The sequence below is a fragment of the Pseudomonas sp. FP453 genome (assembly GCF_030687495.1).
Classification (GTDB): domain Bacteria; phylum Pseudomonadota; class Gammaproteobacteria; order Pseudomonadales; family Pseudomonadaceae; genus Aquipseudomonas.
The window spans coordinates 4,726,584-4,745,877 of record NZ_CP117435.1 but is presented as its reverse complement, the minus strand read 5'-3'; the positions used below and the strand labels follow the sequence as shown (position 1 = coordinate 4,745,877).

Here is a 19,294-nt window from a genome sequence, read left to right as displayed (position 1 = left end):
CACCTGATTCATCAACTGACAGACTGCTATCGCGGGCAAGCCCGCTCCCACATTGGATTTATGTGAATCCAAATTCCGTGTCCGGCATTTTTCCCTCTATGAGTTTTTCGAGTTAAGGAGTGACACCATGCTGGTGATGCGCCCCGCGCAAATGGCTGATCTGGGCGAGGTACAGCGTCTGGCTGCGGACAGCCCGATTGGTGTCACCTCCTTGCCGGATGATGTCGAACGCCTCAGCGTCAGACAAGATCGCCGCCAGCGAAGCGTCCTTCGCGGCCGAGGTGAGTTTCAACGGTGAAGAAAGCTATTTCTTCGTGCTCGAAGACACCGAGACCGGCAAGCTCGCCGGGTGCTCGGCCATTGTCGCGTCGGCCGGCTATTCGGAACCCTTCTACAGTTTTCGTAACGAGACCTTCGTGCACGCCTCCCGCGAGCTGAAGATCCACAACAAGATCCACGTGCTTTCCCAGTGCCACGACCTCACCGGCAACAGCCTGCTCACCAGCTTCTATGTGGTGCCCGAGCTGGTCGGTTCGCCGTGGTCGGAACTCAATTCCCGTGGCCGCCTGCTGTTCGTCGCCAGCCACCCCGAGCGCTTTGCCGACTCGGTGGTGACCGAGATCGTCGGCTACAGCGACGAGAACGGTGACTCGCCGTTCTGGGACGCCATCGGCCGCAACTTCTTCGACCTCAACTACGCCGCCGCCGAGCGCCTGTGCGGGCTGAAAAGCCGTACCTTCCTCGCCGAACTGATGCCGCACTACCCGATCTACGTGCCACTGCTGCCCGACGAAGCTCAAGAGGCGATGGGCCAGGTGCACCCGCGTGCGCAGATCACCTTCGACATCCTGATGCGCGAAGGCTTCGAGACCGACCATTACATCGACATCTTCGACGGTGGCCCGACGCTGCATGCACGGGTCTCGGGCATTCGCTCGATTGCCCAGAGCCGCGTGGTGCCGGTGAAGATCGGCGAGATGGTCAAGGGTGTCGGCCGCCAGTACCTGGTGAGCAATGCGTCGTTGCAGGATTACCGCGCGGTGCTGCTGGAACTGGACTACGCGCCCGGCAAACCGGTGACCCTGGATCTGGCCGCAGCGGAAGCGCTGGGTGTCGGCGAAGGCGCCAGCGTGCGTTTGGTTGCGGTTTAACACAGAGTTTCGCGGGTGGCCTTTAGCGGGCGGCCCGTCTGAGGAGATAGCATGATCGTTCGTCCCGTACGCAGCAGCGATTTACCGGCCCTGATTGACCTGGCGCGCAGCACCGGCACCGGCCTCACCACCTTGCCGGCCAACGAAGAGCGCCTGACCCACCGGGTTGGCTGGGCCGAGAAAACCTTTCGCGGCGAAGCCGGGCGCGGCGATGCCGACTACCTGTTCGTGCTGGAAAACGACGAAGGCCGCGTGGTGGGCATTTCTGCCATCGCTGGCGCCGTCGGCCTGCGCGAGCCTTGGTACAACTTCCGGGTCGGCCTGACAGTCAGCGCCTCCCAGGAACTGAATATCTACCGCGAAATCCCTACGCTGTTTTTGGCCAACGACCTCACCGGCAACTCCGAGCTGTGCTCGTTGTTCCTGCACGCCGATTACCGCAGCGGCCTCAACGGCCGCATGCTGGCCAAGGCGCGCATGCTGTTTATCGCCGAGTTCCCGCAGTTGTTCGGCAACAAGATCATCGCCGAGATGCGCGGGGTGTCCAACGACGCCGGGCGTTCGCCGTTCTGGGAAAGCCTGGGCCGGCACTTCTTCAAGATGGAATTCAGCCAGGCGGATTACCTCACCGGCGTGGGCAACAAGGCGTTTATCGCCGAGCTGATGCCGAAGTTCCCGCTGTACAGCTGCTTCCTGTCCGAGGATGCGCGCAACGTGATCGGCAAGGTCCACCCGGACACCGAACCGGCGCTGAGCATGCTCAAGAGCGAAGGTTTCAGCTACCAGGGCTACGTCGATATCTTTGACGCGGGCCCGGCGGTGGAGTGTGAAACCAGCAAGATCCGTGCGGTTCGCGACAGCCAATCGCTGGTGCTGGCCATCGGCACGCCGGGGGACGATGCCACGCCGTTCCTGATCCATAACCGCAAGCGCGAGGAGTGCCGCATCACGGCCGCTCCAGCCCGTCTGGCGGCAGGCACGCTGGTGGTCGATCCGCTGACCGCCAAGCGCCTGCAACTGGTGGTGGGTGATCAAGTGCGTGCTGTTCCGTTGTCTGCTGCTCGGGAGTCGAAATAATGAATTCGCTGTATATCGCAGGTAGCTGGCTGGCGGGCCAGGGTGAGCTGTTTGAATCGCGCAACCCGGTGACCCAGCAAGTGCTGTGGGCCGGCAATGGCGCCACTGCCGAGCAGGTTGAGTCCGCCGTGCAGGCTGCACGCCAGGCGTTCCCGGCCTGGGCCAAGCGTTCGCTGGAAGAGCGTATCGCTGTGTTGGAAACCTTCGCCGCCACCCTGAAACAACGCGCCGATGAAATCGCTCGCTGCATCGGTGAGGAAACCGGCAAGCCGCTGTGGGAGTCGGCCACCGAAGTCACCAGCATGGCCAACAAGATCGCCATCTCGGTGCAAAGCTACCGCGAGCGTACCGGCGAGAAGAGCGGCCCCCTGGGCGACGCCACCGCCGTGCTGCGCCACAAGCCCCACGGCGTGGTGGCGGTGTTTGGCCCGTACAACTTCCCCGGCCATTTGCCCAACGGGCATATCGTCCCGGCGCTGCTGGCGGGCAATACCGTGCTGTTCAAGCCGAGCGAGCTGACGCCGAAAGTCGCCGAGCTGACCGTGCAATGCTGGATCGAAGCCGGTTTGCCGGCGGGCGTGTTGAACCTGCTGCAAGGCGCGCGGGAAACCGGCATCGCGTTGGCGGCGAATCCTGGGATCGACGGGTTGTTCTTCACCGGTTCCAGCCGCACCGGCAATCATCTGCACCAGCAATTCTCCGGGCGCCCGGACAAGATCCTCGCCCTGGAAATGGGCGGCAACAACCCGCTGGTGGTGGATGAAGTGGCCGACGTGGATGCGGCGGTCTACACCATTATCCAGTCGGCGTTTATCTCCGCCGGCCAGCGTTGCACCTGTGCCCGTCGCCTGCTGGTGCCGGAAGGCGCGTGGGGCGATGCGTTGTTGGCGCGCCTGGTGGCAGTCAGCGCGACTATCGAAGTGGGCGCATTCGACCAGCAACCGGCGCCGTTCATGGGCTCGGTGATTTCCCTGGCGGCTGCCAAAGCGTTGATGGAGGCCCAGGAATTGATGCTCGCCAACGGCGCCGTGGCGCTGCTGGAAATGACCCAGCCGCAGGATCAGGCCGCGCTGCTGACGCCAGGCATCATCGATGTGACCGGCGTCACCGAGCGCGAAGACGAAGAACTGTTCGGCCCGCTGTTGCAAGTGATTCGCTACGCTGATTTTGCCGCGGCGATTGCCGAGGCCAACAACACCCAGTACGGCCTGGCCGCTGGCTTGTTGTCGGACTCCGAAGCGCGTTACCAGCAGTTCTGGCTGGAAAGCCGTGCGGGCATCGTCAACTGGAACAAACAGCTGACCGGCGCCGCGAGTACTGCGCCGTTTGGTGGGGTAGGGGCGTCGGGTAACCATCGTGCCAGTGCGTATTACGCGGCGGATTATTGTGCGTATCCGGTGGCGTCGTTGGAGACCCCGAGCCTGGTGGTGCCAGCCACGCTGACCCCAGGTATTACGCTGAACTAAAGGTGGAAGCAGGCTTGTGTGGGAGCTGGCTTGCCTGCGATACAGGCGACTCGGTCTTTCAGGTACACCGAGGTGATGCCATCGCAGGCAAGCCAGCTCCCACAGTTGATCGGGTTTACAGATATAGACCTGCAATTAATGCCTATAAAAACAGATGTTCGTGGAGCCTCGCCGATGAAATCCTATGAAGTCAATTTTGACGGTCTAGTGGGGCCGACCCATAACTACGGCGGTTTGTCCTTTGGCAACGTCGCGTCCCAGAGCAACAGCCAGCAGCATTCCAACCCCAAGGAAGCGGCGTTGCAGGGCCTGCAAAAAATGAAGGCCCTGATGGACATGGGCTTTGTCCAGGGCGTGCTCGCACCACAGGAACGTCCCGACGTCGCCGCCTTGCGCAGCCTCGGCTTCAGCGGCAGCGACGCCCAGGTGATCCAGCAAGCCGCCAAGGACGCCATGCCATTGCTGGTCGCCAGCTGCTCGGCATCGAGCATGTGGGTGGCCAACGCCGCCACGGTCAGCCCAAGCGCCGACACCGCCGACGGCCGCGTGCACTTCACCGCCGCCAACCTGAACTGCAAATACCACCGCAGCATCGAACACCCGACCACCAGCCGCGTGCTGGGGGCGATGTTTGCCGACGCCAAGCACTTCGCCCACCACGCCGCGTTGCCGGCGGTGGCGCAGTTCGGTGATGAAGGCGCGGCCAACCACACGCGTTTCTGCCGTGAGTACGGTGACGCGGGCGTGGAGTTTTTTGTGTTCGGCCGCAGTGCGTTCGATAGCCGCTTCCCGGCGCCGCAAAAGTACCCGGCGCGCCAGACGCTTGAAGCGTCCCAGGCGGTTGCGCGCTTGCACGGCCTGAAGGACCACGGCGTGGTCTACGCCCAGCAGAACCCGGCGGTGATCGATGCCGGTGTGTTCCACAACGACGTGATCGCGGTGGGCAATGGCGAAGTGCTGTTCTATCACGAGGATGCGTTCCTCAATACCGAACAGATGCTCGCTGAGCTGCAAGCCAAGTTGGGCAAGCTGGGCGGCAACTTCCAGTCCGTCTGCGTGCCCCGTGCCCTGGTCAGTGTCGAGGACGCGGTGCGTTCCTACCTGTTCAACAGCCAGTTGCTGACCCGCGCCGACGGCTCGATGCTGCTGATCGTGCCGGAAGAATGCCGCGCCAACGAACGCGTGTGGCAGTACCTGCAAGGCCTGACTGCGTCGGGCGGGCTGATCCGTGAAGTCAAAGTCTTCGACCTCAAGCAAAGCATGCAGAACGGCGGTGGCCCGGCGTGCCTGCGCTTGCGTGTGGCGTTGAACGAAACGGAACTGGCGGCGGTGAATCCAGGGGTTATCATGACCGCGCCGTTGTACGAAACACTGACCCAGTGGGTAGGCAAGCACTACCGCGACAGCTTGCGCGAAAGCGACCTGGCTGACCCGCAGTTGTTGCTTGAATGCCGGACGGCACTGGATGAACTGACGCAAATCCTTAAACTGGGCGCGGTTTATCCTTTCCAGATCAATTAACGCCGCACGGCTGAGAGTTATATATATGACCACCGACACCCTGAAACTGATTCTTGAAGACACCGACGGCACCCAGCTGGAAACCTCCTGCACCCGCGTCGCCGTGGTGTGGCAGGGCAAGGAAATCTGGATCCAGCACGACGGCCGTGGCCAACTGCTGATCGGCGTGGACGTGGAAGAAGGCGATGCTGAATACGCCAACCTGCTGATGCGCCCATTGGCCACCAACCTGATGAGCCTGCAACTGGAAATGGAACCGGCTGACGTTGAAGGTGACGACGACGATCACGTCCACGGTCCAGGCTGCAACCACTAAGAGAAGCTGCTTATGCTCGCCCTCGGCAAACTGCTTGAACTGACCCTCGCCGGTCGCGAACCGGCGCAAAAAATTCAACTGACTGTCGACGGCGTGCAGATGCGCTGGCTCAGCGAGGGCGCGCTGGAAGTGCGCCCACCGCAGGGCCGAGACGACGGCGGCGACCTGCTGCTGTCGTCCGGCATCCATGGCAACGAAACGGCGCCGATCGAACTGCTCGACCGCCTGTTGCAAGGCATCGCCCGTGGGGAGATCAAGCCCCGCAACCGTATTCTGTTCCTGTTCGGCAACCCCGAGGCCATGCGCCGCGGCGAGCGTTACCTCGAACTGGACGTCAACCGGCTGTTCAATGGCCGCCACGAACAAAACATCGGCCCGGAGGCCATGCGTGCCGCCGAGCTTGAGCAACTGGCCCGCAGCTTTTTCAGCCTGCCCGACCGAGCGCGCCTGCATTACGACCTGCACACTGCGATTCGCGGTTCGAAGATCGAGCAGTTCGCCTTGTACCCGTGGAAGGCCGGGCGCCAGCATTCCCGTCGTGAACTGGAGCGCCTGCGTGCCGCCGGTATGGAGGCGGTGCTGTTGCAGAACAAAACCTCCATCACCTTCACCGCGTTTACCTACGAGCAACTCGACGCCGAGGCTTTCACCCTGGAACTGGGCAAGGCGCGGCCGTTCGGGCAGAACCAGGGCGTGGACGTGTCCCGCCTGGAGACGCGCTTGCAGCAGATCATCGAAGGCAGCGAGCCTGCGACCGACAGCCTTGACGGCCTGAAACTGTTCGCCGTGGCGCGGGAAGTGATCAAGCACAGCGATGCGTTCCTGCTGCACTTGCCAGCGGATGTGGAGAATTTTTCGGAGTTGGAAAAGGGCTATCTGCTGGCCGAAGACGTGGCCAAGACCCGTTGGGTGATCGAGGAGGAGGGGGCGCGCATTATCTTCCCGAATCCGAAGGTGAAGAACGGCTTGCGGGCGGGGATCCTGATTGTGCCGACGACGGCTGCCGGGCTGGCGTAAATCTCAAGGTCTAGCACTACCCAATGTGGGAGCGGGCTTGCCCGCGATAGCGGTGGTTCAGTCACAGCGTTGTTGACTGACACTCCGTAATCGCGGGCAAGCCCGCTCCCACATTTGGTTTTGCAGGGTGGCTTAGACCGCTACGGCACGCGGCTCGCTGCGGCGGATCGCGCGGACCTTGTGCAGGGTGTCGGCGCAGGTGCGTGCCGCTTCCTGGCCCTTGTGCACGAAGTGCTCGTAGAAGAACGTGTGGTGCTCGCTGCCCGCATGGAAGTGATGCGGCGTCAGCGACACCGAGAACACCGGCACTTCGGTTTCCAGCTGCACCTGCATCAGGCCGCTGACCACCGACTGCGCCACGAACTCGTGGCGGTAGATGCCGCCGTCCACCACCAGCGCGGCGGCAACGATACCGGCGTAGCGGCCGGTCTTGGCCAGCAGCTTGGCGTGCAGGGGCATTTCAAAGGCACCGCCGACTTCGAAGAAATCGATGTCCGATTCCTGGTAGCCCTGGGCGATCATTTCGGCGAGGAAGCCTTTGCGCGATTGGTCGACAATATCCTTGTGCCAGCAGGCCTGGATAAACGCGACGCGCTCGCCGTGATGGTTTTTGCTTTTGCTGTCGATTGCGGTGGGTTGCATGTTCTGACTCCTGTTTAAGAAAAAAACAGGGCGATATGAATCGAATGGGATTTAAGGGTACGCAAGACGAGCGGCCCTTAGGTGCCAATCCCGTTCTCTCTTCATCCGGACTATGACCGTCGGCCCCGGGATCACACCGGGTCTGCTGACCTTGGCGCCGTCCCGCGTGAGCAGTTCGAGGCGCCAAGCGCTCGCGGGCTATACACATTGCGTGTAATTACCGCCGGTGGGGAATTGCACCCCGCCCTGAGAACGTTGCCACCAGAACCCTGGCGGCGGAGAGTTTTTATCATGGTTTTTCAAAAACTGCACGGCTGCCGTATCGATAGGCTATATCGGTTTGTTTGGTTGGTATTCGATTGAATATGCCCGGGGCTTGATATTCCGTGGCGTTGCCCGCAGTAATGATCTGCAAAAGGACTTATCCAATCCGTTAGAGGCCTGTTTCATGTCTGTGATCGACCTGCGCAGCGACACCGTGACCCAACCCACCCCCGGCATGCGAGACGCCATGGCCAACGCCGCCAGCGGCGACGACGTGTATGGCGAAGACCCCAGCGTCAACCTGCTGGAAGCCGAAATGGCCAAACGCCTGGGCTTCGACGCGGCGTTGTTCGTGCCCACCGGCACCATGAGCAACCTGCTGGCGTTGATGGCGCACTGTGAGCGCGGCGAGGAATACATCGTCGGCCAGCAAGCCCACACCTACAAATACGAAGGCGGTGGCGCGGCGGTGCTCGGTTCGATTCAGCCGCAGCCGCTGGAGGTGCAGGCGGACGGCTCCCTGGACCTGGACCAGGTGCTGGAGGCGATCAAGCCCGACGACTTCCACTTCGCCCGCACGCGCCTGCTGGCGTTGGAAAACACCATGCAGGGCAAGGTGCTGCCCCTGGAATACCTGGCCAGGGCGCGCGCGTTTACCCGCGAGCATGGCCTGGCGCTGCACCTGGACGGCGCGCGGATCTACAACGCGGCGGTCAAGCTGGGGGTGGATGCGCGGGAGATCGCCGGGTATTTCGATTCGGTCTCGGTGTGTTTGTCCAAAGGCCTGGGCGCGCCGATTGGTTCGGTGCTGTGTGGCTCGCAGGTGCTGATCGCCAAGGCCCGGCGCTTGCGCAAGATGGTCGGCGGCGGTATGCGCCAGGCCGGCTCGCTGGCGGCGGCGGGGCTGTACGCGCTGGATCACCAGGTGCAGCGCCTGGCCGACGACCATGCCAACGCGCAATGGCTGGGGGATGAGCTGCGCAAGGCCGGCTACACGGTGGAGCCGGTGCAGACCAACATGGTCTACGTGCAGATTGGCGAGCAGGCCCAGGCGTTGAAGGCGTTTGCCGCCGAGCGTGGGATCACGTTGAGCGCCGCCCCGCGCCTGCGCATGGTCACCCATTTGGATGTGAGCCGCGCGCAGATCGAACAGGTGCTGGCGACATTCGTCGAATTTTCGCGCAAATGAGCCTGCACACCGTCTAATTGAACGTTTCAATCGTATAAACACGCTGTACCACCGGCAAAGGGCCGATATAATGCGGCCCTTTGCCGTCGCTCCGTCTGATGATGTTGCGCACTGGCCTTTGGCCGCAGCCTCCGTGGAAGAACCTAATGAAAAGCGCAGAAATCCGTGAAGCCTTCCTTCGCTTCTTCGAAGAGCAAGGCCACACCCGTGTAGCCTCCAGCTCCTTGATACCAGGCAATGACCCAACCCTGCTGTTCACCAACGCGGGGATGAACCAGTTCAAGGACTGCTTCCTGGGCCAGGAAAAGCGCGCCTATACCCGCGCCACCAGCAGCCAGAAGTGCGTACGCGCCGGCGGCAAGAACAGTGACCTGGAAAACGTCGGTTACACCGCGCGTCACCACACGTTCTTCGAAATGCTGGGCAACTTCAGCTTTGGCGACTATTTCAAGAAAGATGCGATCACCTTCGCCTGGACCTTCCTGACCGGCGTGCTGCAGCTGCCGAAGGAAAAACTCTGGGTCACCGTGTACGCGACGGACGACGAAGCGTATGACATCTGGACCCAACACATCGGCGTGCCTGAAGAGCGCATGATCCGTATCGGCGACAACAAAGGCGCGCCGTACGCTTCCGACAACTTCTGGACCATGGGCGACACCGGCCCGTGCGGCCCTTGCACCGAGATCTTCTACGACCACGGCGCCGACATCTGGGGCGGCCCGCCGGGCTCGCCGGAAGAAGACGGCGACCGTTACATCGAGATCTGGAACAACGTGTTCATGCAGTTCAACCGCACCGCCGATGGCGTGTTGCATCCGTTGCCAGCGCCGTCGGTAGACACCGGCATGGGCCTGGAGCGGATCAGTGCGGTGATGCAGCACGTGCACTCCAACTATGAAATCGACCTGTTCACCAACCTGCTGAGCGCCTCGGCGGCGGCCATTGGCTGCGCCAATGAAAGCCAGTCTTCGCTCAAGGTAGTGTCGGACCACATCCGCTCCTGCGGCTTCCTGATCGCCGATGGCGTGCTGCCGTCGAACGAAGGCCGTGGTTATGTGCTGCGCCGCATCATCCGTCGCGCCTGCCGCCACGGTAACAAGCTGGGCGCTACCGGTAGCTTTTTCTACAAGATCGTTGCTGCGTTGGTTGCCGAGATGGGCGAAGCCTTCCCGGAACTCAAGCAACAGCAAGGCAACATCGAGCGCGTGCTCAAGGCCGAGGAGGAGCAATTCTCCAAGACCCTGGAACACGGCCTGAAGATTCTCGAGCAGGACCTGGCCGAGCTTAAAGGTACCGTGGTGCCGGGCGACGTGGTGTTCAAGCTGTACGACACCTACGGCTTCCCGATGGACCTGACTGCCGACATCGCTCGTGAGCGCGAGCTGACCATCGACGAAGCCGGTTTTGAGCGTGAGATGGAAGCCCAGCGTGTGCGTGCGCGTTCCGCCAGCTCTTTTGGCCTGGACTACAACACCCTGGTCAAGGTTGATGTGCCGACCGAGTTCACCGGCTACAGCGCCACCGTGGGTTCGGCCAAGATCGTTGCCATCTATAAAGACGGCAAGTCGGTCGACGTGCTGAACGAAGGCGAAGAGGCCGTCGTGGTCCTGGACCAGACGCCGTTCTACGCCGAATCCGGTGGCCAGGTCGGTGACTGTGGTTTCCTGAGTTCGACGTCCGGCCGTTTTGACGTGCGCGACACCACCAAGACCGGCGGTGCGTTCCTGCATCACGGTGTGATGGTGCTGGGCAACCTGACGATCGGTGCGCCGGTCGATACCCAGGTCGATGCCGATGTTCGCCATGCCACCGCACTGAATCACTCGGCCACGCACTTGCTGCACGCCGCACTGCGCCAGGTGCTGGGCGATCACGTCCAGCAGAAAGGCTCGTTGGTGGATAGCCAGCGCCTGCGTTTCGACTTCAGCCACTTCGAAGCGATCAAGCCTGAGCAGATCAAGGCGCTGGAAGACATCGTCAACGCCGAGATCCGCAAGAACACCCCGGTGCAAACCGAAGAAACCGACATCGAGACCGCCAAGGCCAAGGGCGCCATGGCGCTGTTCGGCGAGAAGTACGGCGACAGCGTGCGCGTGCTGAGCATGGGCGGCGATTTCTCGGTGGAACTGTGTGGCGGTATCCACGCCAACCGTACCGGCGACATCGCCCTGATGAAAATCATCAGCGAAGGCGGTGTGGCATCCGGTGTGCGCCGTATTGAGGCAGTGACTGGCGCTGCGGCCCTGGCCTACCTCAACGCGGCCGAAGAACAACTCAAGGAAGCGGCCAGCCTGGTCAAGGGCAGCCGCGACAACCTGATCGACAAACTGTCCGCCGTGCTGGAGCGCAATCGCGCCCTGGAGAAACAGCTGGAGCAGTTGCAGGCCAAGGCAGCCAGCGCGGCGGGCGACGATCTGTCGGCCACGGCCCTGGACGTCAAGGGTGTGAAGGTCCTGGCCACGCGCCTGGACGGTCAGGACGGCAAGGCGCTGTTGGCCTTGGTCGATCAGTTGAAGAACAAGCTCGGCCGCGCAGTGATCCTGCTCGGCGGTGTCCATGAGGATAAGGTCGTTCTGGTTGCCGGTGTAACCAAGGACCTGACTGGCCAACTCAAGGCCGGTGATTTGATGAAGCAAGCCGCTGCGGCAGTGGGCGGGAAGGGCGGTGGTCGTCCAGACATGGCACAAGGCGGTGGTGTAGACGCCGGTGCCCTGGACGCGGCCCTGGCCCTGACCGTGCCGTTTGTCGAAGCGGGTATTTAAGGCACTGGTGGCGTGCCCATGGTCTAGTCATGGGCGCGCGCAGGTGCTGGAAGATTGGTTTATTGGGCGCCCCTTTACGGGCTGAGGCGGCTTAGAAATGGCTTTGATCGTACAGAAATTTGGAGGCACCTCGGTCGGCTCCGTCGAACGAATCGAGCAGGTGGCCGACAAGGTTAAGAAATTCCGCGATGCCGGCGACGACCTGGTGGTGGTGCTGTCGGCCATGAGCGGCGAGACCAATCGCCTGATCGACCTGGCCAAGGCTATCAGCGGTGATCAACCGCCGCTGCCGCGTGAGCTGGATGTGATTGTGTCCACGGGTGAGCAGGTGACCATCGCCTTGCTGGCCATGGCGCTGAACAAGCGCGGTGTGCCGGCGGTGTCCTACACTGGCAGCCAGGTACGCATCCTCACGGACAGCGCACATACCAAGGCGCGCATCCTGCAGATCGACGATCAGAAAATACGCACTGATCTGAAAGCCGGGCGTGTGGTAGTTGTAGCAGGCTTCCAGGGTGTGGATGAGCACGGCAACATCACCACCCTTGGGCGTGGCGGTTCGGACACTACCGGCGTGGCGCTGGCAGCGGCTCTCAAGGCCGATGAATGCCAGATCTACACCGATGTGGACGGCGTTTACACCACTGACCCGCGTGTGGTGTCCGTGGCCCAGCGCCTGGACAAGATCACCTTTGAAGAGATGCTGGAAATGGCCAGCCTCGGTTCCAAGGTGTTGCAGATCCGCGCGGTGGAGTTCGCCGGCAAGTACAACGTTCCGCTGCGCGTATTGCACAGCTTCAAAGAGGGTCCGGGCACCCTCATTACTATTGATGAAGAGGAATCCATGGAACAGCCGATCATTTCCGGTATCGCTTTCAACCGTGATGAAGCCAAGCTGACTATCCGTGGCGTGCCAGACACCCCGGGCGTGGCTTTCAAGATTCTGGGCCCGATCAGCGACGCGAATGTTGAAGTCGACATGATCGTGCAGAACGTTTCCCACGATAACACCACCGATTTCACCTTCACCGTGCACCGCAACGAGTACGATGCGGCGCTGAAGATCCTGGAGAACACTGCCCGCGAGATTGGTGCGCGTGAAGTGGTCGGCGATACCAAGATCGCCAAGGTGTCGATCGTGGGCGTGGGCATGCGTTCCCATGCCGGCGTTGCCAGCCGCATGTTTGGGGCCCTGGCCAAGGAGAGCATCAACATCCAGATGATCTCCACGTCGGAGATCAAGGTCTCGGTAGTGATCGAAGAGAAGTACCTGGAGTTGGCTGTACGCGCGCTGCATACCGCGTTCGAGCTGGACGCTCCGGCCCGACAGGGCGAGTGATGCAGTAATGCCAGGAAGGCGCGGTTTACCGCGCCTTTCCTTTTTTTGTAGGGCGCATGTTCTTTTGCGTGGGCTCGACAATACTTAGGCGGGTAGGGCTATGGCCATCAGGTTGTAGGTCGAACGCCTTTTTTTTGCAGACTGTTGTTCCTGAACTGAAATGCGTGAGGAGAAAGGTATGCTGATTCTGACTCGTCGTTGCGCAGAAAGCCTGATTATCGGTGATGGCGAAATCACCGTGACCGTGCTCGGCGTCAAAGGCAATCAAGTGCGTATTGGGGTTAACGCTCCGAAAGAGGTAGCGGTCCACCGCGAGGAAATCTACCTGCGGATCAAGAAAGAGAAGGACGAAGAACCAAGCCTTTAATTTTTATCGTTTTTTATGTTTGCAAACGGGGAAGAACGTGGTTAATATACGCCCCGTGTTGCGGAGAGCTGGCCGAGTGGCCGAAGGCGCTCCCCTGCTAAGGGAGTACACCTCAAAAGGGTGTCGGGGGTTCGAATCCCCCGTTCTCCGCCATTATTTGCTTAGTACGTTGCAATCTGGTTTTTTCGTAAGTTGTTGAAAATAAACGAAAAAATAGCTTTACATAGAGATTGAACGGCCTATAATGCGCGGCAACAAATGCACTCGTAGCTCAGCTGGATAGAGTACTCGGCTACGAACCGAGCGGTCACAGGTTCGAATCCTGTCGAGTGCACCATTTAAGAGTCAGTTGCAGCAATGCAGGTGGCTTGGCTCCAACCAGTTGTGATCTGGTCTAAAAACACAATCTGCACTCGTAGCTCAGCTGGATAGAGTACTCGGCTACGAACCGAGCGGTCACAGGTTCGAATCCTGTCGAGTGCACCATACAAACAAAAAGCCCGCCTAGTGCGGGCTTTTTGCCGTCTGGGGTTTGAGTAGGATTTATCCCAGGTCTTATCTTTTCTCCTGCGTCATGTGTTTTCCTTTCGGGCTGCGTCGTCGCAGTTCATAGATCCAGCCGTTGCTCAGCTTTTGCTCGCAAGCGCTTGTTCTTTCCAGTTTTTTGACGTTTAAAGCGGTCGGGCGGTGTATGATTGCGCCCGTCAGCCCCGCCGGGGCTTGTGGAATACCTCCATGGACTTACCCAGTAGTGACTCAGTACCCCGTTTTACCAATCATGAATTGACTGATTGATCCTTCCGGCGTGCCCCGCTGCTGGGAGTGGAGTTCGCCTATGACCGAAGTAGAAGTAAAGAAAACACAAGAAAGCCTGCAGGATCGCCTGGCTCAAGTCATCGAGCTGCTGCAGCGCCAGCGCGTGGTCGAAGACCTTACGCATCGCCAGGAAGGTCCGAACCACGACCGCGTCGAAAACCTGGTTCACCGACAAAATCTCGTCGAGCTGCAACGCAAGCTCGATGACCTGCACTCCGCCGACGTCGCCTACATTCTCGAAGCCTTGCCCCTCGATGATCGACTGACCCTCTGGCAGTTGGTCAAGGCTGACCGCGACGGCGACATCCTTCTCGAAGTATCCGACTCGGTGCGTGAAACCCTGATCGCCGACATGGACGATCACGAGCTCCTGGCTGCTGCCAAGGAGATGGATGCCGACGAACTCGCTGACTTGGCCCCTGAGCTGCCGCGTGACGTCGTACATGAGCTGATGGAAGCCCTCGATGGCCAGCAGCGTGAGCGAGTACGCTCCGCGCTGTCCTATGACGAGGACCAGGTCGGCGCCCTGATGGACTTCGAGATGGTCACCATCCGCGAAGACGTCAGCCTGGAAGTGGTATTGCGTTACCTGCGTCGCCTCAAGGAGCTGCCAGGCCACACCGACAAACTGTTCGTGGTGGATTACGAAGGCATCCTCAAGGGCGTGCTGCCGATCAAGCGTTTGCTGGTCAATGACCCGGACAAGAAAGTCGCGGATCTGATGGCCAGTGACACGGTAAGTTTTCACCCGGACGAAGATGCCTACGAAGCGGCGCAGGCGTTCGAGCGTTATGACTTGATCTCGGCCCCGGTGGTCGACAAGAACGGCAAGCTGATTGGCCGTTTGACCATCGATGAAATGGTCGACTTGATTCGTGAGGAAAGTGAGACTGAAGTCCTCAACATGGCGGGTCTGCGTGAAGAGGAAGATATTTTTGCCTCGGTCTGGCGCTCGCTGCAAAACCGTTGGGCCTGGTTGGCCGTCAACCTGATCACTGCTTTTATCGCATCGCGGGTGATTGGCTTGTTCGAAGGCTCGATCGAGAAGCTGGTGGCGCTCGCGGCACTGATGCCGATTGTGGCCGGGATCGGCGGCAACTCGGGCAACCAGACGATCACGATGATCGTGCGCGCCATGGCACTGGACCAGGTGAGTACCGCCAATTCATCGCGACTGCTGCGCAAGGAGCTGGCGGTGGGCTTGATCAACGGCCTGGTGTGGGGTGGGGTGATCGGTGTGGTGGCTTACTTGCTTTACGGCAGTTGGTCGCTTGGCGTCGTGATGACGGCCGCCATGACGCTCAACCTGCTGCTGGCGGCGCTGATGGGGGTGTTGATCCCGATGACCCTGGCGCGCCTTGGGCGCGATCCTGCCATGGGTGCCAGCGTGATGATTACCGCCATGACCGACAGTGGCGGCTTCTTCATCTTCCTGGGTCTGGCGACGATCTTCCTGCTCTGATCCTGTCCTTAGGGGGGGCAACTCTGCCCCCTTTGCTGCGCTTCCCTGCTCAAATTTCAAGCAAAAAAAAGCCAGCACATAGCTGGCTTCGGCTTTCAGTTGTCTATCAATTGGCTTCTGCGGCCGCCTCGACGTCGTGCGCGATGAGCGAGACGAGAGCATTTTGCTGGCGGTGGGAGAGCTGACGAAAACGCTGCAGCAGTTCGCGTTCGTGCAGCGACAGCTCGGGGCTGTCCAGGCGCATGCTCAACTCTTCGCCCAACGCACCTTCCTGAATAAGGCTTTGCTCCAGGCGCGCGATGATTTCGGAGTTCATGCTGCGGTGATGATTGCGAGCCACCTCGGCAATGCGTTCCCGCATTCCGTCTGGCAGACGTACGACGAACTTGTCAGCCGTACGGCTGGAATAAATTGCCTGTTTCAATGGGCGCATATATTTAACCGGTTAGTTCAGGGGAGCGGTTTTTGGAATTGGCCGCAAGCGATGAGAGTTAAGACAAGGCTCACGACCAAAGTTCAACCTGAATTGCAAAGAGGCCGCATCATGCCTCAGATTTGCCAGTTCCTTGGCGTCAATTCTGTGACAAATATTGAACTGCCTAAAGGCTTAATGCCAGCACTGATTTGCTTTTTTGCGGACTGGTTGGAAAACTTTTCGACGAAAAACTTCATCCAGCAATTTTCGCCCACACCCCGGCCACAAAAGGGCTGGAGGGCGCACATCGTATAGCAATGTGGCCTTTTGCCCTTGATTTTAAGACTAGTGGCAATCTGCCGATTTACTAGCGCGAGGCGACATAAGGTAGGCGATGGGGAGGGGGCGGTTCAGCGCAATACAGGGTCGAATTTGATCCGCCGGCCGACGATGAGGGTCAGCAAGAGCAGGCTCGCAAACACACCGCTGGCAATAAAGGATGTGGTTTGCTCATCCTGGGTGTTGACGTTAAGTCCCAGAATGGCAGTGGCCAAGGTCATGCAAAGGAACAGCCAGGCAGGCTTGCTCATGGGGGTGCCCTCAGAAAACCCAGTGTTCGGAGGAGGGCGCTGCTTGAGTGCCCTGTGTCAGGTGGATGTCGGATTGTGGCTTGGCGGTCATCACCGCCAGTTGCGGGCGCTGTTGCAAGTGGTGTGGCACCGGTTGGCGAAGCTGCGCGGTGTCTTCGTTGTTGCTCGATTGGAAGTGGAACATCACCAATGCGGCCAGGGCCACGGCGTTGAGAGCTAACAGAAGCGCGCTGTTCATGATCATGTTCTCCGTGGCTGGTGTGGCCAATTGACTGTTGTAGGAGAAGTATTGCAGAACCCGTGCCAATGTTTTATTTCAATAAAATCAGTGGCTTAGGTGTTGTTTAAGGGGCTGTTTCCTTGCAATTTGCAATGATGGCATTTTGGCGGAGTGCATTTTGCACGATGGCGCCAAGTGCCCGGATTTGCAGGGGCAGGCCGTAGTCACCCAGGCAGGCGGCGGCCTACACTCAAAAAGCCTACGGACGACATGACAAAACCCACCTTGGCCGTTAACATGCACGCCGTCCGTCGCACTGCCCCTGGCGCAGTGGCTGTCATTTGTCCCAGTAGCTCAATTGGATAGAGCATCCCCCTCCTAAGGGGAAGGTTGGCCGTTCGAACCGGCCCTGGGACACCATATAATTCAAGGCTTCCAGGCTTAACTCTATAATGCATTTCCGCTCTGTGACAGCAGCGTGGCAGCTAGCGTATACAGTGCCTGGGGTTCCCGAATCGCTTTTTAGCGTCGATACATTCGGCGTGGCTCCTCTCCAGAGCCGTGGTTTAAGGCTATTCTGCTGTATCTATCTCTGGTCCTTCCCAAATCGTTTTGCATATTTTGACTACGATTACGCTTCACGCAGACGGACCGTCGAGTCTCTTAAAGATGCGTACTGCTGTTAACGAGAGAATTTTATGCAATCCGAACACGGTCGAATTGACGGCGACATCGAGCTCAATAGGGCGCTTTCACTTTACGGGATGGCGTGTGGGAGCATCATCGTAAAATCGGGAGGACTTTTGCTCCTGTACGGGACGTGCATAAAAAATGTTGTCGTTCAACCTGGCGGTGCAGCCAAAGTCCACGGGATGGTGAAAGGCGACGTCGTGAATCAGGGGGGGGTCCTGGAGGTTTATGGCACAGTGCATGGACAGGTAATAACGGAGAGTGGCAACTCGGTAATATCGCCCTCGGCGTCTGTAAGAGGCGCTACGCAATCCTCTCGAGGTAACTCACAAGCTATCGGCCTGATCGGCGGCGCGACATTGGGGGCTGCTATAGGTGGTCCTTTTGGGGCTGTAGTCGGAGGGGTGATAGGCGCAATTATAGGCAACGAATCTAAAGAGCGTGGCTGATGGATACCACTACGATCGGGATAGCGCTTGGTGTGTCATTGTCCGTCTTTTATGCAGGTTTCAGAGCGATAAACAAACAACCCTTTGACCTCAATCATACGGTTCTAGTTTTTCTATCAGCTTTTAGCGTGCCAGGTGGAGTCGCAATTATCGCCGCTGGTTTTGTTGGGAGCGCCGCAAACCTTCCATCGTCGTGGCGGGAGCACGTCACAGTTGCTGGTATCGTCGCTATCGGTCTAGCAGTTCGATACGTGTGCTCGGCGTTCCAAGAAATATGGCAGATGAGAACTAGGCCCGCGGACAGCGCGTCACCCTCAGAACATCAGGAATAGCTCTCGCACCCATTGCCGTTTTATGTGTAATCACGCCCACGACTTGGAGTTGTTTTAAAAGCCTGCCTCTGCGAGCCCTAAAGCTCGACTTTCGAACTACCCTTAATGCGCAGAACGGTTGTTGTTGAGCAGTTAGCGTGCCTTGCAGTAGCTCTTATGCCGAGGCCTGCTCCCAATAACTCGGCCACACGTCTGTGCAGATCAGCATCCACCGGGCGCCCCAGGTACTTGCCCTCGGCTTTGGCCTTTTCGATGCCCTGGGCCTGCCGGTCGCGGCGCTGCTCATAATCCTTGCGCGCGATGGCGGCCATCATTTCCACCAGCATGGAGTTAATCGCCCCCAGCATCCGGCCTGTGAACTCGTCGCCCTTGGTGTCCTGCATTCCCTGGTGGCTGGTCGGCAGGTCGAGCGCGACGATGCGCAGCCCCTTTGAGTCGATGGCAGTCTTCAGCTTTTGCCAGTCCTCCACTGGGAGGCGGGAGAGGCGGTCTATCGACTCCACCAGCAACACGTCACCCTTACGGGCATCCTTGAGCAGGCGCAGCAGCTCCGGCCGGTCGGCGGTGGCTCCGCTGGCGTTCTCCAAGTACACGCTTGCAATGACCTTGTTATGGTCGCTGGCGAATTGCTCGAGCGAGGCCCGGGCACGGCCGGCGTCTTGTTCTTCGGTGGAGGCTCGGAGGTATGCGCGGATGAACATGATGGGTGCCTGTATCAGTTAAGGCGTTCTACTAATACTGTTGCACTATGGGTGTTACTTATCAAGCAGAAAGCCCGAAAAAGGCAAAATAAGCCTGTATCTGGATAGGCATATTCGGGTGTAACACCTGACGTCCTGTAACACCCACTTCTAAATCAGGGCAGAGAACGTGTAACGAATAAAAAACCTTTATATTCAATTGGTTATGTTTTTTGTAGCGCGCGTAACATCAGTAACACGACTTGTAAGTCCCGTCCCCTTGCCCCTCTTACAGAGGTTCCTGCAGCGAGAGTGACTTCCCTCGTGATGCAGCATTGAATACCTGGCTGTGTTGGCCGGATCCGATTAGGCACCGATGTTGCTATCGGCCTGTACGACGCTTTGTCGCTAAGCGTCTGGGCATGTTTGATGTGCTGCCCTCAGGGATTGGGCAGGCGTGATGCGCTGAGTCCATGTTACACGTGGTCCGTAGTGCGACGTTTCAAATGGTGCATTGAAAAGTCGC

15 protein-coding genes, 4 tRNA genes, 1 pseudogene and 1 riboswitch are annotated in these 19,294 nt (G+C 59.5%); of the genes and pseudogenes, 15 read left to right on the top strand and 5 right to left on the bottom strand.

What is annotated here, in order from left to right; all coding sequences use genetic code 11:
• Positions 1-127: 127 nt before the first annotated feature.
• The 6 genes and pseudogenes from aruF (at position 128) to astE (ending at position 6,548) form a co-directional block, all read left to right on the top strand.
• Positions 128-1,151 (top strand): annotated as a pseudogene (gene aruF / locus PSH87_RS21495) (arginine/ornithine succinyltransferase subunit alpha).
• Positions 1,152-1,202: 51 nt separating this feature from the next.
• A complete protein-coding gene (gene astA, locus PSH87_RS21490) occupies positions 1,203-2,228 on the top strand; it encodes an arginine N-succinyltransferase (protein WP_305431027.1) in 1,026 nt (341 codons plus the stop codon).
• Positions 2,225-3,694 carry a succinylglutamate-semialdehyde dehydrogenase gene (astD, locus tag PSH87_RS21485; protein WP_305434354.1) on the top strand — a complete coding sequence of 490 codons (1,470 nt, stop codon included), beginning with the start codon at positions 2,225-2,227 and terminating at the stop codon, positions 3,692-3,694. The genes astA and astD overlap by 4 nt, the downstream gene beginning before the upstream one ends.
• 174 nt (positions 3,695-3,868) lie before the next feature.
• Positions 3,869-5,215 (top strand): N-succinylarginine dihydrolase, encoded by a 1,347-nt coding sequence (gene astB / locus PSH87_RS21480; RefSeq protein WP_305431025.1) that lies wholly within the window; start codon positions 3,869-3,871, stop codon positions 5,213-5,215.
• A 25-nt stretch (positions 5,216-5,240) separates the two neighbouring features.
• Complete coding sequence (locus PSH87_RS21475; RefSeq protein WP_003214319.1) at positions 5,241-5,531, top strand: hypothetical protein; 291 nt, start codon at positions 5,241-5,243, stop codon at positions 5,529-5,531.
• Positions 5,532-5,543: 12 nt separating this feature from the next.
• Entirely contained in the window at positions 5,544-6,548 is a 1,005-nt protein-coding gene (gene astE / locus PSH87_RS21470; protein ID WP_305431023.1) for a succinylglutamate desuccinylase, read from the top strand.
• 132 nt (positions 6,549-6,680) lie between these two features.
• Here the strand turns inward: astE and PSH87_RS21465 are convergent, their stop codons facing one another.
• Entirely contained in the window at positions 6,681-7,190 is a 510-nt protein-coding gene (locus PSH87_RS21465; protein ID WP_003233516.1) for a 6,7-dimethyl-8-ribityllumazine synthase, read from the bottom strand.
• Positions 7,191-7,278: 88 nt separating this feature from the next.
• Positions 7,279-7,448: riboswitch (FMN riboswitch) on the bottom strand.
• 190 nt (positions 7,449-7,638) lie between these two features.
• Between PSH87_RS21465 and ltaE the strand changes: the two genes are divergently transcribed.
• From ltaE to mgtE, 8 genes are all read left to right on the top strand, one after another.
• Complete coding sequence (gene ltaE / locus PSH87_RS21460; protein ID WP_305431020.1) at positions 7,639-8,643, top strand: low-specificity L-threonine aldolase; 1,005 nt, start codon at positions 7,639-7,641, stop codon at positions 8,641-8,643.
• Between the two features lie 146 nt (positions 8,644-8,789).
• Positions 8,790-11,408, top strand: coding sequence for an alanine--tRNA ligase (gene alaS / locus PSH87_RS21455; protein ID WP_305431018.1), 2,619 nt, complete (start codon positions 8,790-8,792; stop codon positions 11,406-11,408).
• A 97-nt stretch (positions 11,409-11,505) separates the two neighbouring features.
• Complete coding sequence (locus tag PSH87_RS21450; protein WP_017738212.1) at positions 11,506-12,747, top strand: aspartate kinase; 1,242 nt, start codon at positions 11,506-11,508, stop codon at positions 12,745-12,747.
• A gap of 178 nt (positions 12,748-12,925) precedes the next feature.
• Positions 12,926-13,114 carry a carbon storage regulator CsrA gene (gene csrA / locus PSH87_RS21445; protein ID WP_003175645.1) on the top strand — a complete coding sequence of 63 codons (189 nt, stop codon included), beginning with the start codon at positions 12,926-12,928 and terminating at the stop codon, positions 13,112-13,114.
• Positions 13,115-13,176: 62 nt separating this feature from the next.
• Positions 13,177-13,267: transfer RNA gene (locus PSH87_RS21440), tRNA-Ser, on the top strand.
• Positions 13,268-13,374: 107 nt separating this feature from the next.
• Positions 13,375-13,451, top strand: a tRNA-Arg gene (locus tag PSH87_RS21435).
• A gap of 72 nt (positions 13,452-13,523) precedes the next feature.
• Positions 13,524-13,600: transfer RNA gene (locus PSH87_RS21430), tRNA-Arg, on the top strand.
• Positions 13,601-13,949: 349 nt separating this feature from the next.
• The gene (gene mgtE, locus PSH87_RS21425) at positions 13,950-15,392 is read left to right on the top strand and encodes a magnesium transporter (protein ID WP_017738211.1); all 1,443 of its coding nucleotides are present in this window, start codon (positions 13,950-13,952) and stop codon (positions 15,390-15,392) included.
• A 106-nt stretch (positions 15,393-15,498) separates the two neighbouring features.
• Here mgtE and PSH87_RS21420 read toward each other — a convergent pair whose 3' ends face one another.
• The 3 genes from PSH87_RS21420 to PSH87_RS21405 all read right to left on the bottom strand — a co-directional run bounded on the left by PSH87_RS21420 (position 15,499) and on the right by PSH87_RS21405 (position 16,635).
• The gene (locus PSH87_RS21420) at positions 15,499-15,825 is read right to left on the bottom strand and encodes an Arc family DNA-binding protein (protein ID WP_003193592.1); all 327 of its coding nucleotides are present in this window, start codon (positions 15,823-15,825) and stop codon (positions 15,499-15,501) included.
• Between the two features lie 392 nt (positions 15,826-16,217).
• Positions 16,218-16,397: a PA3371 family protein gene (locus PSH87_RS21410; RefSeq protein WP_305431015.1), complete on the bottom strand. Its 180-nt coding sequence runs from the start codon at positions 16,395-16,397 to the stop codon at positions 16,218-16,220.
• A 10-nt stretch (positions 16,398-16,407) separates the two neighbouring features.
• The gene (locus tag PSH87_RS21405; RefSeq protein ID WP_026136983.1) at positions 16,408-16,635 is read right to left on the bottom strand and encodes a hypothetical protein; all 228 of its coding nucleotides are present in this window, start codon (positions 16,633-16,635) and stop codon (positions 16,408-16,410) included.
• A 325-nt stretch (positions 16,636-16,960) separates the two neighbouring features.
• Here PSH87_RS21405 and PSH87_RS21400 point away from each other — a divergent pair.
• Positions 16,961-17,037: transfer RNA gene (locus PSH87_RS21400), tRNA-Arg, on the top strand.
• 1,128 nt (positions 17,038-18,165) lie between these two features.
• Here the strand turns inward: PSH87_RS21400 and PSH87_RS21395 are convergent.
• On the bottom strand, positions 18,166-18,789 hold the full coding sequence (locus tag PSH87_RS21395) for a recombinase family protein (RefSeq protein WP_305431014.1): 624 nt from the start codon (positions 18,787-18,789) through the stop codon (positions 18,166-18,168).
• Positions 18,790-19,294 lie beyond the last annotated feature (505 nt).

Coding starts and splice junctions, on each gene's coding strand:
- astA (WP_305431027.1), top strand. CDS start 1,203: ATGATCGTTCGTCCCGTACGCAGCAGCGATTTACCGGCCCTGATTGAC.
- astB (WP_305431025.1), top strand. CDS start 3,869: ATGAAATCCTATGAAGTCAATTTTGACGGTCTAGTGGGGCCGACCCAT.
- PSH87_RS21475 (WP_003214319.1), top strand. CDS start 5,241: ATGACCACCGACACCCTGAAACTGATTCTTGAAGACACCGACGGCACC.
- astE (WP_305431023.1), top strand. CDS start 5,544: ATGCTCGCCCTCGGCAAACTGCTTGAACTGACCCTCGCCGGTCGCGAA.
- PSH87_RS21465 (WP_003233516.1), bottom strand. CDS start 7,190: ATGCAACCCACCGCAATCGACAGCAAAAGCAAAAACCATCACGGCGAG.
- ltaE (WP_305431020.1), top strand. CDS start 7,639: ATGTCTGTGATCGACCTGCGCAGCGACACCGTGACCCAACCCACCCCC.
- alaS (WP_305431018.1), top strand. CDS start 8,790: ATGAAAAGCGCAGAAATCCGTGAAGCCTTCCTTCGCTTCTTCGAAGAG.
- PSH87_RS21450 (WP_017738212.1), top strand. CDS start 11,506: ATGGCTTTGATCGTACAGAAATTTGGAGGCACCTCGGTCGGCTCCGTC.
- csrA (WP_003175645.1), top strand. CDS start 12,926: ATGCTGATTCTGACTCGTCGTTGCGCAGAAAGCCTGATTATCGGTGAT.
- mgtE (WP_017738211.1), top strand. CDS start 13,950: ATGACCGAAGTAGAAGTAAAGAAAACACAAGAAAGCCTGCAGGATCGC.
- PSH87_RS21420 (WP_003193592.1), bottom strand. CDS start 15,825: ATGCGCCCATTGAAACAGGCAATTTATTCCAGCCGTACGGCTGACAAG.
- PSH87_RS21410 (WP_305431015.1), bottom strand. CDS start 16,397: ATGAGCAAGCCTGCCTGGCTGTTCCTTTGCATGACCTTGGCCACTGCC.
- PSH87_RS21405 (WP_026136983.1), bottom strand. CDS start 16,635: ATGAACAGCGCGCTTCTGTTAGCTCTCAACGCCGTGGCCCTGGCCGCA.
- PSH87_RS21395 (WP_305431014.1), bottom strand. CDS start 18,789: ATGTTCATCCGCGCATACCTCCGAGCCTCCACCGAAGAACAAGACGCC.